This window comes from Pseudomonas helvetica (assembly GCF_039908645.1).
In the GTDB taxonomy this organism is placed as follows: domain Bacteria; phylum Pseudomonadota; class Gammaproteobacteria; order Pseudomonadales; family Pseudomonadaceae; genus Aquipseudomonas; species Aquipseudomonas helvetica.
In genome coordinates this window covers 5,150,392-5,163,853 of sequence record NZ_CP150917.1, presented here as the reverse complement: position 1 = coordinate 5,163,853, position 13,462 = coordinate 5,150,392, and the positions used below count along the sequence as shown (strand labels likewise).

Annotated in this window: 7 protein-coding genes; 1 reads left to right on the top strand and 6 read right to left on the bottom strand. The window is 54.7% G+C overall.

The features are described 5' to 3' along the window. Nucleotides 1-32: 32 nt before the first annotated feature. Together AABM55_RS23890 and AABM55_RS23885 are read right to left on the bottom strand one after the other, a co-directional pair. Complete coding sequence (locus tag AABM55_RS23890) at nt 33-5,330, bottom strand: RHS repeat-associated core domain-containing protein (RefSeq protein WP_347927935.1); 5,298 nt, start codon at nt 5,328-5,330, stop codon at nt 33-35. 343 nt (nt 5,331-5,673) lie between these two features. Next, on the bottom strand, nt 5,674-8,520 hold the full coding sequence (locus AABM55_RS23885; RefSeq protein ID WP_347927934.1) for a valine--tRNA ligase: 2,847 nt from the start codon (nt 8,518-8,520) through the stop codon (nt 5,674-5,676). A 594-nt stretch (nt 8,521-9,114) separates the two neighbouring features. Here AABM55_RS23885 and AABM55_RS23880 point away from each other — a divergent pair. Further along, complete coding sequence (locus tag AABM55_RS23880; RefSeq protein WP_347927933.1) at nt 9,115-9,420, top strand: hypothetical protein; 306 nt, start codon at nt 9,115-9,117, stop codon at nt 9,418-9,420. Nucleotides 9,421-9,848: 428 nt separating this feature from the next. Here AABM55_RS23880 and AABM55_RS23875 read toward each other — a convergent pair whose 3' ends face one another. From AABM55_RS23875 to AABM55_RS23860, 4 genes are all read right to left on the bottom strand, one after another. Then, on the bottom strand, nt 9,849-10,724 hold the full coding sequence (locus AABM55_RS23875; RefSeq protein WP_347927932.1) for an Ig-like domain-containing protein: 876 nt from the start codon (nt 10,722-10,724) through the stop codon (nt 9,849-9,851). Nucleotides 10,725-10,909: 185 nt separating this feature from the next. Further along, a complete protein-coding gene (locus tag AABM55_RS23870; protein WP_347927931.1) occupies nt 10,910-11,332 on the bottom strand; it encodes a DNA polymerase III subunit chi in 423 nt (140 codons plus the stop codon). A 7-nt stretch (nt 11,333-11,339) separates the two neighbouring features. Continuing rightward, nucleotides 11,340-11,768, bottom strand: coding sequence for a DNA polymerase III subunit chi (locus AABM55_RS23865; protein WP_347927930.1), 429 nt, complete (start codon nt 11,766-11,768; stop codon nt 11,340-11,342). A gap of 60 nt (nt 11,769-11,828) precedes the next feature. Beyond that, entirely contained in the window at nt 11,829-13,319 is a 1,491-nt protein-coding gene (locus AABM55_RS23860; protein WP_054593878.1) for a leucyl aminopeptidase, read from the bottom strand. Nucleotides 13,320-13,462: the final 143 nt, after the last annotated feature.

Sequence of the window (13,462 nt, the reverse complement as noted above, 5' to 3'; positions counted from 1 at the left end):
AGTTGATGGAGCATTCCGTCCCTGCTGCTCCATTACCATGCGCCGATGGCTCGCCGAATACTTTGGACGAGAGGCGGTGTGTCGTACGCCATGGTGCCCCGACAAAAGTTTCCGACAATTCGGTCGTAGTGGTAGCCTTGGCGAGTTACTTCAGTCATCAGATCACTTAGCAATACCATGCTGGTCGGCCTCAGTATGTCGGCATTGAGTTGCTTGGCCAGCTCCTTCAATATGGGTTGATAATTTGACGGGAGAGAACCAATTTTTACGTGTTCGGCGACGGTGAATTCGTCAAGGATATAGTTAGGGATATCCGTCGCACCAGGCGGATGCCTGTAAGCTGTTCTTCCCAGTACTCGTGTCTCCCAGTTCGTGCCGACATCAGCAGCCTTGACGCCTGGAGCGGAGCGAAATTGAAACTCGGCTGACAGGGGGGAGAGCACGTGTTCTGAGGCCATCGCGGTGCCATGAGCATCAATGTATAAAATCCGACTGTCCAAGCCACCACTGTAGAGTTCGTAGGTTGAGTTAACAGGCTTTCCTTCCAGCAAGGCGTTGACATTCCCTGTGGTGGAGTCCCCGGCTGGCAAATTCCCTCTGCGGTAGATCGTTCCTTGTGCGATTCGTTGTGACGCTGGCAGGTTGCTTTGTGCCAGCCTGAAGCTGGCCCTTGCCGCTACCTTGGCCCCCAGAGCACCTGCCCCGGCACTGGCAAACCCGGTTCCTAGCGAGGCCCAGCCAAACGCTGTCGCCAATTTTGGATCGCTGTCCTGTAAAGCCGCCGACGCGATGCCAAACCCGGCGGAAACAATTGCAATCCCTACGGCCGCTGCTGTCCAGCCGATTGAGGCGCCGCCGGTAAAAGGCGCCAGCAAGATACCCACAGAACCGAATAACACCGCTTGTACTATGGGATCCCGTATCGCGGCACCATGGGTGACCACGGTGTATTGATGAACAATTTCTGCATGCCCACTGGGGTCACTATAGTTCACCGGATCGTTGTGGCAGTAACTGCGGTTGTTCGCACCGCCTTTGCCAAAAGGGCTGAATTTGTCCCTGGTTTGAAAGCGCTGATAGTCAGGGTCGTAAACTCTTACACCATTGCCCAAGTGATAACAGCCGGTGACACGATCGATAGGCTGGCCATTGAAGCCAATCCAAGAATGGTGCGCCCAGTCATAGGGGCGATACCCAAAGGGCGTGTAGGCAAAAATGGTTGAGCTGTTGTCGAGAAGGTTGTGGCTGGCAATTACTGTGCCCTTGATGTCCTTGATCTCAAAGCTGTGACTGACAGTTTTGGTCTCATCGTGGATTTTCTGCGTGTTTTGCTGCAGCACACAGGCGGCACTTTGGTTGAGCAGTACTGTGGTGCGATAAATCCGTCGGCCGTTGGTTTGAAGGCCTCCTTTGCGTGCATATTGAGAGTCGCCCTGATAATAGAACAACTCGTAATAATCGTTGCCTGCACAACCCACTAGCTGGCGAAGGTTGTTGTAAGAGTAATTGTACAACCTCTTGCTCTTGGGGAATTTCAGTCCGCCCAACCTTCCAAGGTCGTTGTATTGCAACTGCACGTCGTCGTTATTGCTCAGCCTGCCTTGGTCGTCGTAGCTGAAGGTGCAAGCCCGATCAACTTTGTCAGGTTTCCCTCGAGTCACGCTGACCAGTTGAGTACGGTCCGTCCCATCATATTGGTACCTGTCTTGAAAGGTGCCACCGTTTGAGGTGTTGTTGCACTGTTTGAGGTTGCCGGCGAGGTCGTATGTGAAGGTCTGACTGTCCAGGATCAGACCTTCTGGCGTAACTGGTTTGCGCGGCCCCTCACAGGTATAGCTCGCCAACTGTCCCTTGTCATTGTAGGTGAAGGTCTCCTTGCGTAGTAACGTCGAAGCCTCGTACAGCGTCATGCTGGCGATTTGAGAGGAGTTGTTGTAATCCTGAACTATCGTCAACGTATTGAAGCCTTCGGCTTCAAACTTGCGTTGAGTTTCCCGGTCTTTGTCGTCGTACGTGAAGTTTGTGGCCATCGACCGCTTGTCGATCAGATTCTCCAGTGTTTCTGTTGTTAACCGGCCAGCACTGTCGTAGCTGAAATCAACCTTGGCTGTTGCACTTGAAGTACTGCTCAGGCGCCCTTGAACGTCATAGTTGAATGTGGTGGTGTTGCCAAATGCATCCGTTTCACTCAGCACCACTCCGCGTAATGAACAGGTGTACCGAGCCGTGCTGGTCTCCCGATTACTACCACTCTCGATACCGCCGGTGGTAGTCTCCGTCACTTGGTTCAGCTTCGACTCATGCACGGCAGCGAGGGTGACCGGAATCCCCTGTTGTATGTCGCTGTTTGGTTTGCTGTCGGACTTGCCCCAGTCGCTGCTGCCTGTATAGGTGAAATTGGTAGTCCGCCCTCCGACAGTAGTTTTTGTCACGCGTCCCAGGCTATCCAATGTGCGTGAGCCCAACTCACAACGTTCTTTCCCGTTCTCCAGGCGAGCAGCACTGGCGGTGGCGCTCAGGGTATGGGTAGGATAGTCATTAGTGGTTATCTCGTTTGCGGCGGTAATACGAGTCAGCCGTCCAAACTTATCGTAAGTGTATTGGCGTTTGGGAGCGAATGAGGAGGACTCTTCTGTGAGTTTCCCCAAAGCGTCGTAGATGGCAGTGTATGAGCGCTGCAATTGGCCATTAGTGAAAATAGAGGTTTCGTGCCTGCGTGTACCTGTCTGCTCATCAAACACTGTTGAAACGCTTCCACTTTGGTGCGTGCCGTAGGTGGTCCACTGTGTTTGCTGCCGTGAGACGGGGTCATACTCGAAACCTTGAGTGATGCCGCCCACCCATTTGATTTTGGAAACGGCCCCCCAATCATCATATTCCAGATTCCGCGTGCGGCTCAAAAACTGAGATCCGTCGGGGTGGTAGTCATATTCTGTGATCGCGCTTTCACGTCCCAGTGAGTTGTAAACCGTATTGTCGAGCGTCAGCCAAGTGATGCTGTCCGAATGAAGCCGCTGGGTTTGGGTCAGCCGTCCCAATGAATCGAAAACCTCCCGGGATTGTTCTCCAATGGCGCTGGTACGGGTAACGGTGCTGTCTTGTGTGGCCGAGTCGACATAACTGAGGTTAGTCGTGGCGTAGGGCGCATCATCGTTCCCGTAATTGGCCTGCCAGGTCGTGCGTCCCCGTTGGTCGTACTCATACTTAGTCTTATTTCCTAGGGAATCAGTGGTCGTCAATAATTGACCAGTAAGTGTCAGGATGGTCTGTTTTTGCGTAACGGCTGGGGTATTACTGGCGCTAATGCTGGCGGTGGTGGTGAGTTCACCATGTTCCAGGTTGTAGACGAACTCAGTGGTCACTATTGAGCCGGCAACTGTGCTGCCAGAGGTATCCAGGATTTTCTGGGAGGTGGACTTCACCCGGCCATGATGTGCGTCCTTCACGTCGGTGATGTACTGGGTTTCTTCTACCGTCATAGCGTCGTTTGCCCCGGAGACGAGCTTTCCACTAGCATCGGCGATGGGGTTGTAAATAGTCAGTTTAATCGTAGGCCTGACTGCCGGACCTTTAACCTCCGCACCTTGAACCGGTAATTTACCGTAGCCAAAAAAGGTCCAGCGCAAATCAGTTCGCTTGCCTCCTTCGAGGGTGTAAACCTTTTCGGATTCGACGTAGACCCTGAAGTAGTTGGGGTCTCCGGGGCAGGTAATGTCCACTGGTAGGTTGAAGGTCTTTTTGCCGGTGTCGGTGACAAAGGGCGAGTGGGTGACGGTACGAACTTCGCGGGTACCCCAGGTCAGGCCCGCTTTGCCGAAAATATGGAACCCCCAGCCGATGGGGTTCAGGTAGTCACCAACCCAGCCGGCTGCCACCGTCACGCTAGGGCTCTCGTTAAAGGTTTCTTTCTTGACTAAAATTGACTCTCTTGGTGCGCCTTGGTAGTACGTCCACTCCGTGGTAACGCCGTTTTCGGTTTTGGCAATTATGTTACCCAGCAGATCCAGACTGACGCTGACTTGTTCAGAACGGGTTAGTTTGCCTGGGTTCTCGTAGGTTGTTGTGGTGATGACCTCCATTTTGCCTGGTTTGATTTCTTTTGCCGGAAGGGAAGTGGTATCCATCGCGCTGAATATAACGGCGCGCGAGACTTCAATTGTTTTTTTGCACCCGCCGATAGTCACTACTTCTTTGGTTTGTTGGTTCTTGCTGGCGTCGAAGTGATGGACGGAATGACTGCCGCTGATTTCCTCGTCGATGGTGGTGCTGTAATAGCCATAAACAATACTGGAATGGTTGTAGTTCTGCTTGCTGATGGTCTGTTTATTGAGGGAAATAGTGTGAGTAGATACTTTCTTATTGTCATACTGGATTTCTTCCAGTAGTCCTGATGGGTGGGTTATGGTATTTATTGTTGAAAAGATAGGGAAGGTTGAATCATATAATATTGGTGGAGGAGGGGGGGAGTATTTATCTATTCTATCAGTGTTGTGCGTATAGCTAAATTCTGTAGTGCCAATACGGTCGCTACGAGTTGTACTTATAACGGTTAATCCGTTCCAGGGGAAGATGTTTAAGGTTGAGTGAGCGGGGTGGTGTGAATTAAGATATTCTCTTTTTTTAAGAGGTACTTGATCATCCAGCTTAATGGTAACTGAATAGTAGTTTGCGGTCCCTGGGTACACATGAAATATGATTTTTTGTTGAGAGTTTTCTTCTGTGTATTCTATGCGTAATAATAGTTGTTTATTCTCATTGGATACGGACTCAAGTCGCGGTAGAATGATTGCTCGTTTAACGCCGTGCGTTTTGTATTCATGATTAACTAAACCCCAGGACAGCGTAATTGATCTTCCGCTGGAGGATGTTTTTTTCACAAGCAGCTTACGGACGGGGTTGGCATCGAAGTCAAAGTCTTCTATGCCTTTGCTTTTGTCTGTGTTTATGTGAAGGAAAGCAACAAAGCTTTCGATTGTTCCATCCTTGTGCACTATGGTGTTATAGTCGCGCGAATAGATGTTGGGTGTGAAGAGCCTTTCATCATTAATATCACTAAGTTCCCATGATTCGCCATTTGAAAGATTGAGGTTGAATAAATCAGGGCGCTGTGATGAAGTTGTTTCATTGCTGAGGTTTAGCGCCCAATTCCCAAAAACAGAAAACCTGGCACCTGGAGAGTAAACGAGCTTGATATCAAGCTCGGGTCCCAATCCATCATTGTCCAATAGCTTTGCAATGGGCAGATAGGTGTGAAATGACCCTGTTTGAGCTGAAACACCATGAATGGCAGGGCTTTTGGTGTCAAAGGCAGTGATTTCAGTACCAGACATGGCTAACTCCTTGTTTGCTATGAGGCAAAGCGATGAAGCACCGAAGAAGGGCAAGCGCTTGCTGAGGTGCCGGTGACTTCATGCTATGCGCCATTGACGCTACCGGGATACTGTTAGAAGTGTCAGTTTTTTATAGTTAAATGCTATATAAAATTATTAAATAAATAACCATTTACATTTAAAAGGCGCCTATCCAGAAAATCCAGAATCTATAAGGAATCCATGGAGTCGAACCTTGGAGGCTGGACAAACGCATAAAAAAAGGAGGCCTGAAAAGGCCTCCTTTTGATTTATCTGTCCCGTCCTGAAACAGGTTAAACCTATTCAGGACTAGACATGCCTCTTACAAACTGGCAATCCGCGCATGCTGCTCGGCCAGTCTGCCCAAAGCCTGTTCAGCTTCAGCCAGTTTGGCGCGTTCTTTCTCGATAACGTCGGCCGGGGCCTTGTCAACGAAGCCGGCGTTGGACAGCTTGCCGCCGACCCGCTGCACTTCACCTTGCAGGCGCTGGATTTCCTTGTCCAGGCGCGCCAGTTCGGCGTTTTTGTCGATCAGGCCGGCCATCGGCACCAGCACTTCCATCTCGCCCACCAGTGCGGTAGCAGACAGTGGTGCCTCTTCGCCTGCCGCCAACACGGTGATCGACTCGAGCTTGGCCAGCTTCTTCAGCAGGACTTCGTTCTCGGTGAGACGACGCTGGTCTTCGGTATTGACGTTCTTCAGGAACAACGGCAGTGGTTTGCCCGGGCCGATGTTCATCTCGCCACGAATGTTACGCGTGCCAAGCATCAGGCCCTTGAGCCATTCGATGTCGTCTTCGGCGGCCTGATCGATGCGTGCCTCAACGGCCACTGGCCAAGGCTGCAGCATGATCGTCTTGCCTTGAACACCGGCCAGCGGCGCAATGCGCTGCCAGATTTCTTCGGTGATGAACGGCATGAACGGGTGGGCCAGACGCAAGGCGACTTCCAGCACGCGAACCAGCGTGCGGCGGGTACCGCGTTGACGCTCTACGGCTGCGTTTTCGTCCCACAGCACCGGCTTGGAGAGTTCCAGGTACCAGTCGCAATACTGGTTCCAGATGAACTCGTACAAGGCTTGCGCCGCCAGGTCGAAACGGAACTGGTCGAGTTGGCGGGTCACTTCGGCTTCGGTGCGTTGCAGCTGCGAAATGATCCAGCGATCCGCCAGCGACAGCTCGTAGGCCTCGCCGTTCTGGCCGCAGTCTTCGCCCTTGTCCAGCACGTAGCGCGCAGCGTTCCAGATTTTGTTGCAGAAGTTGCGATAGCCTTCGACGCGGCCCATGTCGAACTTGATGTCGCGGCCGGTCGAGGCCAGCGAGCAGAACGTAAAGCGCAGTGCGTCGGTGCCGTAGCTGGCGATACCGTCGGCGAACTCTTCGCGGGTCTGCTTCTCGATCTTCTTCGCCAGTTTTGGCTGCATCAGGCCCGAGGTGCGTTTCTCTACCAGTGCTTCAAGCTCGATACCGTCGATGATGTCCAGCGGGTCCAGGACATTGCCCTTGGACTTGGACATTTTCTGGCCTTGGCCATCACGCACCAGACCATGCACATACACAGTCTTGAACGGAACCTGAGGCGTGCCGTCTTCGTTTTTCACCAAATGCATGGTGAGCATGATCATCCGGGCAACCCAGAAGAAAATGATGTCGAAGCCGGTCACCAGCACGTCGGTGGAGTGGAACTTCTTCAGGAATTCAGTTTGCTGCGGCCAGCCGAGGGTGGAGAACGTCCACAGGCCCGAGCTGAACCAGGTGTCGAGCACGTCGTTGTCCTGTTGCAGCGCAACGTCCGGGCCGAGGTTGTGCTTGGCACGCACTTCGGCTTCGTCGCGACCGACGTAGACTTTGCCCGACTCGTCATACCAGGCCGGAATCCGGTGGCCCCACCACAGCTGACGGCTGATGCACCAGTCCTGGATGTCGCGCATCCACGAGAAGTACATGTTTTCGTACTGCTTGGGCACGAACTGGATGCGGCCGTCTTCAACGGCAGCAATCGCAGGCTCGGCCAGCGGTTTGGTGGAAACGTACCATTGGTCGGTCAGCCACGGCTCGATGATGGTGCCGGAGCGGTCGCCTTTCGGTACTTTCAGCGCGTGATCGTCGACGCTGACCAGCAGGCCGGCGGCTTCGAACGCAGCAACGATTTCCTTGCGGGCCTGGAAACGGTTGAGGCCGGCGTATTCGGCGGGCAGCGTGCCGTCGATCTCTTCGTTGACGCTGCCATCGAGGTTGAAGACCTGGGCTGCTGGCAGCACCTCGGCGTTCTTGTCGAAGATGTTCAGCAGCGGCAGGTTGTGGCGCTTGCCGACTTCGTAGTCGTTGAAATCGTGGGCCGGGGTGATTTTCACGCAGCCGGTGCCGAATTCAGGGTCGCAGTAATCGTCCGCGATGATCGGGATGCGGCGGCCAACCAGTGGTAACACGACAAACTTGCCGATCAGGGCTTTGTAGCGTTCATCGTTCGGGTTAACCGCCACGGCAGCATCGCCGAGCATGGTTTCCGGGCGAGTGGTCGCGACGATCAGGTAATCGTTGCCTTCAGCGGTCTTGGCGCCGTCGGCCAGCGGGTACTTCAGGTTCCACAGGAAACCTTTTTCGTCGTGGTTTTCCACTTCGAGGTCGGAAATCGCCGTGTGCAGCTTGGTGTCCCAGTTGACCAGACGCTTGCCGCGGTAGATCAGACCGTCTTCGTGCAGGCGCACGAAGGCTTCCTTGACCGCTTCCGAGAGGCCGTCGTCCATGGTGAAGCGCTCGCGGCTCCAGTCGACAGACGAGCCGAGGCGGCGGATTTGACGGCTGATGTTGCCGCCGGACTCATCCTTCCACTCCCAGACTTTCTCGAGGAATTTTTCACGGCCCAGATCGTGGCGATTCTGACCCTTGGCTTCGAGCTGACGCTCCACCAGCATTTGCGTGGCGATACCGGCGTGGTCGGTGCCCGGTTGCCACAGGGTGTTGCGACCCTGCATGCGGCGGAATCGGATCAGGGCGTCCATGATCGCATTGTTGAAGCCATGGCCCATGTGCAGGCTGCCAGTGACGTTCGGCGGCGGGATCATGATGGTGTAGGACTCGCCCGCGCCTTGCGGGGCGAAATAATTCTCGGACTCCCAGGTGTTGTACCAGGAAGTTTCAATGGCGTGCGGCTGGTAGGTCTTATCCATGCGCGGCGGGACCCTATTGGCATTTATTCAGGAAAAGCCGGGAAGTATAGCGGGGCAGGGGGCGAAGGGCGAGTGAGTAATGCCCCGGCGATCCGTTCGTCGGTGCATTCGGTCTGTGCATGATTTTAGTGTTGACGGAGGGTGGAGAAGAAATTGTTCACATCCTGATCTCCACCTTATCAGGCGTGCGGTGAGATGCATTAGTTATAAGGCGATGCTCTGGCTATTTTTATTATTCTATCGAACTGTAATTTTCATTAGGGTGGGGAAAGTTGCGAATTGAAGTAAAGTCCTCGCAGGACTGGCCCTGCAGGGCTGTTGAGCAGGAAAGTGTTTGAATGTGTGGACTGTCAGGTTGAAATAAAGTGTAAGACTTCGGAAGGTTGTTTGTCTTGTCAACTGTCATTTGTGACAGTTGATGTCTGATTTCTGAGTTGCTAAGGTTGTTTGGCTTTCGATCCCCTATTTGGGTAGGAAGTTTAAATAAACCACTCCGGCGGAAAACGTATTGCATGAAAGTGGCTGTATATAGCCTGTGTGAGTTTTTGCATGCGATGAATGTGTTTGATGCCCAGTCTATAAAAGGTATTTGAGATGAGCGGACAAGGTGTTTTGACTACGATTAATATTGACGATAGTTATCAGCAAGGCAGGGGAGTGAAGTTGCCGCCGACGAATGATGTTACATCGACTGAAAATAAAGTTGTTGTGTGTAACAGGACGATTCATGAGTCGACCGTCCATAATGTGGATGGTAGTCAGCATTCAATTAATCCTGGGCATAACCTTGAGTTTACAGCGGCCAAAAATGATAGAAGCTGGCGTCTTTCATCTGGCAATACATATAATAATGAGAGTGGTGTCGGGTTCGTTACGCCTCCTCCTGGTTCAAAGGGTTAAATACTCTGTGCGCATAAAGTAGGTATTTGTTCAGTTGGGGAGGCTTTGCCTCCCTTTTTTTACTTATGTTTCGGTTGTTTAAATTTTTGAGGTCTGCGCTGGATGCTAGCTAAACTTAGCAATCAGTTCATGACTTGCGACGAATGAGCGGTCGGAGTTTGCTTTGGTCCGGCAGCGTTTTTCGAAGTGGAAGGCGGGCATCCATATACTCAGTTGCACTTGTGGGGTAAGAATATTTTATATGCTAAGTCCCGCCGGTTTATACGCGAGCAGAGAGTGGCTTTTTATACTGCCTCCCTGCTGTGAACTCTTATAACGTTGATGTTTTTAACTCCCTCCTCCAAATATTGCTCGAAAGGGGAGGGGCTGATGGTCAACAAGTTTTTGCCCTCCAATCCCGCACCTTGCGCGGTCTCTATAGCTGGGCTCTATGGTCGGCTCACGGTCAGCGTGACACTCGTCCAGCCCGATACAGGTGCACCCGCCGTGTTGTACGCGATCAGTGCAATGTCTGATGTGTCAGAGGCAGAGACGCTGAGGTCTTGCGTCAGTTGCAATTCCCAGTCGCCAACTTTGTCGGCCGTTGGCTTGCCGAAAAGAGTGCTGCCGCCGGCTTGATAGACATAAACGACGATATCGGCGGCTGCCTTGCCCTTGAGTAGGGGGCGCAGGATGGTCACGGTGGTCGAACTGGTGACTGTGGGCGCGCTGCCGCTGGGCAGGGCGGTACTGCCCGAAGTAACGTTTACGGTCAGCGTGACACTCGTCCAGCCCGATACCGGTGCACCTGCCGTGTTGTACGCGATCAGTGCAATGTCTGATGTGCCAGAGGCAGAGACGCTGAGGTCTTGCGTCAGTTGCAATTCCCAGTCGCCATTTTTATCTGCGATTGCGCTGCCGAAAAGTCCGCCGTTGGCTTGATACACATGGACGGTGGCGTTGGCAGTCGCCTTGCCCTTGAGCAGGGGGCGCAGGGTGGTCACGGTGGTCGAACTGGTGACCGTGGGCGCGCTGCCGTTGGGCAGGGCTCCGGAGGAGAGCGCCTCTACGACGAAAGGGACGTTGTCGGCGTATACCGAAGTACCTTCAACGTAAGCCGAAATGGAGTACTCGCCCTCAGGCAAACTGACGGAGCTGCGCACTAGCCAGGAGCCATTTTTATCTGAGGTCGTTTTGGCTAGCACTAGCCCGGTTTTGGACTGGCAAACGTTAAGCGATTTCTCTGGTGCCGTTTTTCCTGAAAACAGAGGCTTGTCTTGGGGATGAAGCTTGGTAATGGGTTGAAATACGGTTATAGCGCTCATGTCATCGTCTCCTGCCGCAAAAGTGTGAAGGGATCACACTTGCGTTTTTTCAGGGACGTGCCTACTGTCAGAAATAACAGTTCAGACAAGCGGTCTAAGACGCGCCATCGCGAATGCGTGCAGTGTCGCGTTGTTGCGTGGCAGGCACGGCAGCGAACTGCCGTGGGGCTTCAAGCGAGGCGGACTCAGGACTGATATTGACTCAACAACCGCTCCATCCGCGCATCCAGCCGACGCTTGATCTCGGTTTCGATGTGCGGGGCGAAGTCGTCGATCACGTCTTGCATGATCAATTGCGCGGCAGCGCGCAGTTCGTCGTTCAGGTGCAGCATGACATCGGCGCCTTGCTGGACAGATGAGGTCGGAGCCGGAGCCGCGACAGGCGCAGGCGCGGGTGCCGGTGGTGGGGCAGGTGGTTCGATGATTTCAGCCTGCGGTTTGCCGCCGACCTGATCGAACAACATCGGAATCTGGCCTTCATCACTGACTTGCTCGACGGTGTCGGTCAGCAGCGGTGGTTGCAGGTTGTCATCGCCGAGCAACTGGCGGATCGACTCGAGGTCGTCCAGCAGGTGCGCGGACTTTTGCAGCTGGTTTGACGTGTCCATCATGTGCTCAGAGTCGCTGTAAACGGTGATCTTGCAGAGGATAGCCCTGTTCGCGGTAGAAACGGAAACACTCCCGCGCGGCCTGACGAATAGCCGGGTCTTCAACCACCACTTCGGCCACACGGGCAAAGCGCTGGGCAAAAGACGGGACTTTGAGGTCAAGATTGACCAGCAAGTCCTGGTGTTGTCCTGGATCGTCTCCCAGACCAAGCACCACTAAACCGTCCGGTTCGTTTTCGGCGGGGCCGTGAGGCACGAAGCTTTCGCCTTTGAACGCCCACAGGCGTGCATCGAGATCTTCGCGTTGGGCGGCATCGCTGCAATGCAGGTAGATACGGTGGCCCATGCGCCAGGCTTTTTCGGTGAGCTTGCAGGCAAAATCCAGCCGCGCCGAAGGATCGGCGCTGGGCAGGATATAAAAATCGACTTTGGTCATTGCGGTTCCTGATGCCTGCGCGGCGTCATCCGCGGATGACGCCGTTCAGGATCTTCAGTTTCAGGCTTTGGCGCGGTCCAGCAGGTATTGGGTCAGCAATGGAACCGGACGGCCAGTGGCGCCCTTGTCCTTGCCGCCGCTGGTCCAGGCCGTGCCGGCGATGTCCAGGTGCGCCCACTTCAGGTTCTTGGTGAAGCGCGACAGGAAGCAGGCCGCCGTGATGGTGCCGGCTTTCGGGCCGCCGATGTTGGCGATGTCGGCGAACGGGCTGTCCAGCTGTTCCTGGTACTCATCGAACAGCGGCAGTTGCCAGGCGCGGTCGTCAGCCTGTTGGCCCGCGCTCAGCAGCTGGCCGATCAGTTCGTCGTTGTTGCCCAGCAGGCCCGAGGTGTGGGCGCCGAGGGCGACGACGCAGGCGCCGGTCAGGGTCGCGATGTCGATCACCGCCTGTGGCTTGAAGCGTTCGGCGTAGGTCAGGGCGTCGCACAGCACCAGGCGGCCTTCGGCGTCGGTGTTGAGGATTTCCACGGTCTGGCCGCTCATGGTAGTGACGATGTCGCCAGGACGGGTCGCGCCGCCGCTTGGCATGTTCTCGGCGCAGGCCAGGATGCACACCAGGTTGATCGGCAGTTTCAATTCGAGCACTGCGTGCAAGGTGCCGAAGACGCTGGCCGAGCCGCCCATGTCGTACTTCATTTCATCCATGCCGGCGCCCGGCTTGAGGCTGATGCCGCCGGTGTCGAAGGTGATGCCCTTGCCGACCAGCACGTAAGGCTTCTCGGATTTCTTGGCGCCGTGGTATTGCATGACGATCAGGCGTGGCGGTTGATCGCTACCCTGGCCCACGGCGTAGAACGCGCCCATGCCCAGTTCCTTGATCTTCTTCTCATCGAGGATCTCGACCTTCAGGCCCTTGTTGGCCTTGCCCAGGCTCTTGGCCTGTTCGGCGAGGAAGCTTGGATGGCAGATATTCGGTGGCAGGTTGCCCAGGTCACGGGTGAAGGACATGCCGTTAGCGATTGCAGTGGCGTGAGTCACGGCGCGCTCGACTTCAGCCTGTGCGGCCTTGATGGTCAGCAGGGTGATTTTCTTCAGGGCGCGCGGATCAGCCTTCTGGCTCTTGAACTGCTCGAAGGTGTATTCGCCGTCGACCAGGGTTTCGGCCAGCAGGCGGGTCTTGCCGTAGCTGTCACGCCCTTTGACCGCGACTTCGTCCAGCGCCAGAGCGGCTTCGCTGCCACCCAGGCCTTTGAGGGAGTTCAGTACGCCGGCGATGATTTTGCGGAATGGACGGTCGCCCAGTTCGGCGTCTTTACCCACGCCAACCAGCAACACGCGTTCGGCCTTGAGGTTTGGCAGGCTGTGCAGCAACAGGCTCTGACCCACTTTGCCGGCCAGATCGCCGCGTTTGAGGACTGCGCTGATCGCGCCGCCGCAGAGCTCGTCGAGCTGCTTGGCGACCGTGCCGAGTTTGCGGTCTTCGCCGACGGCGACCACCAGAGTGGCGGTTTTCAACGTTTCTGGGCTAACGCTTTTTACAACCAGTTCCATGTCCGGGTCCCTGAATAAATGGTCAAAGTGCAGCGTGTTACGCGATGCGCGCACACGTTTGCCTATCTATAGAAAGACGCTGGTGCAGGCCAGCGACAAAGGCCGCAGTTTGAACCTCGCTCCGTGCGCCTGACAACCCTCGC

Coding starts and splice junctions, on each gene's coding strand:
- AABM55_RS23890 (WP_347927935.1), bottom strand. CDS start 5,330: ATGTCTGGTACTGAAATCACTGCCTTTGACACCAAAAGCCCTGCCATT.
- AABM55_RS23885 (WP_347927934.1), bottom strand. CDS start 8,520: ATGGATAAGACCTACCAGCCGCACGCCATTGAAACTTCCTGGTACAAC.
- AABM55_RS23880 (WP_347927933.1), top strand. CDS start 9,115: ATGAGCGGACAAGGTGTTTTGACTACGATTAATATTGACGATAGTTAT.
- AABM55_RS23875 (WP_347927932.1), bottom strand. CDS start 10,724: ATGAGCGCTATAACCGTATTTCAACCCATTACCAAGCTTCATCCCCAA.
- AABM55_RS23870 (WP_347927931.1), bottom strand. CDS start 11,332: ATGGACACGTCAAACCAGCTGCAAAAGTCCGCGCACCTGCTGGACGAC.
- AABM55_RS23865 (WP_347927930.1), bottom strand. CDS start 11,768: ATGACCAAAGTCGATTTTTATATCCTGCCCAGCGCCGATCCTTCGGCG.
- AABM55_RS23860 (WP_054593878.1), bottom strand. CDS start 13,319: ATGGAACTGGTTGTAAAAAGCGTTAGCCCAGAAACGTTGAAAACCGCC.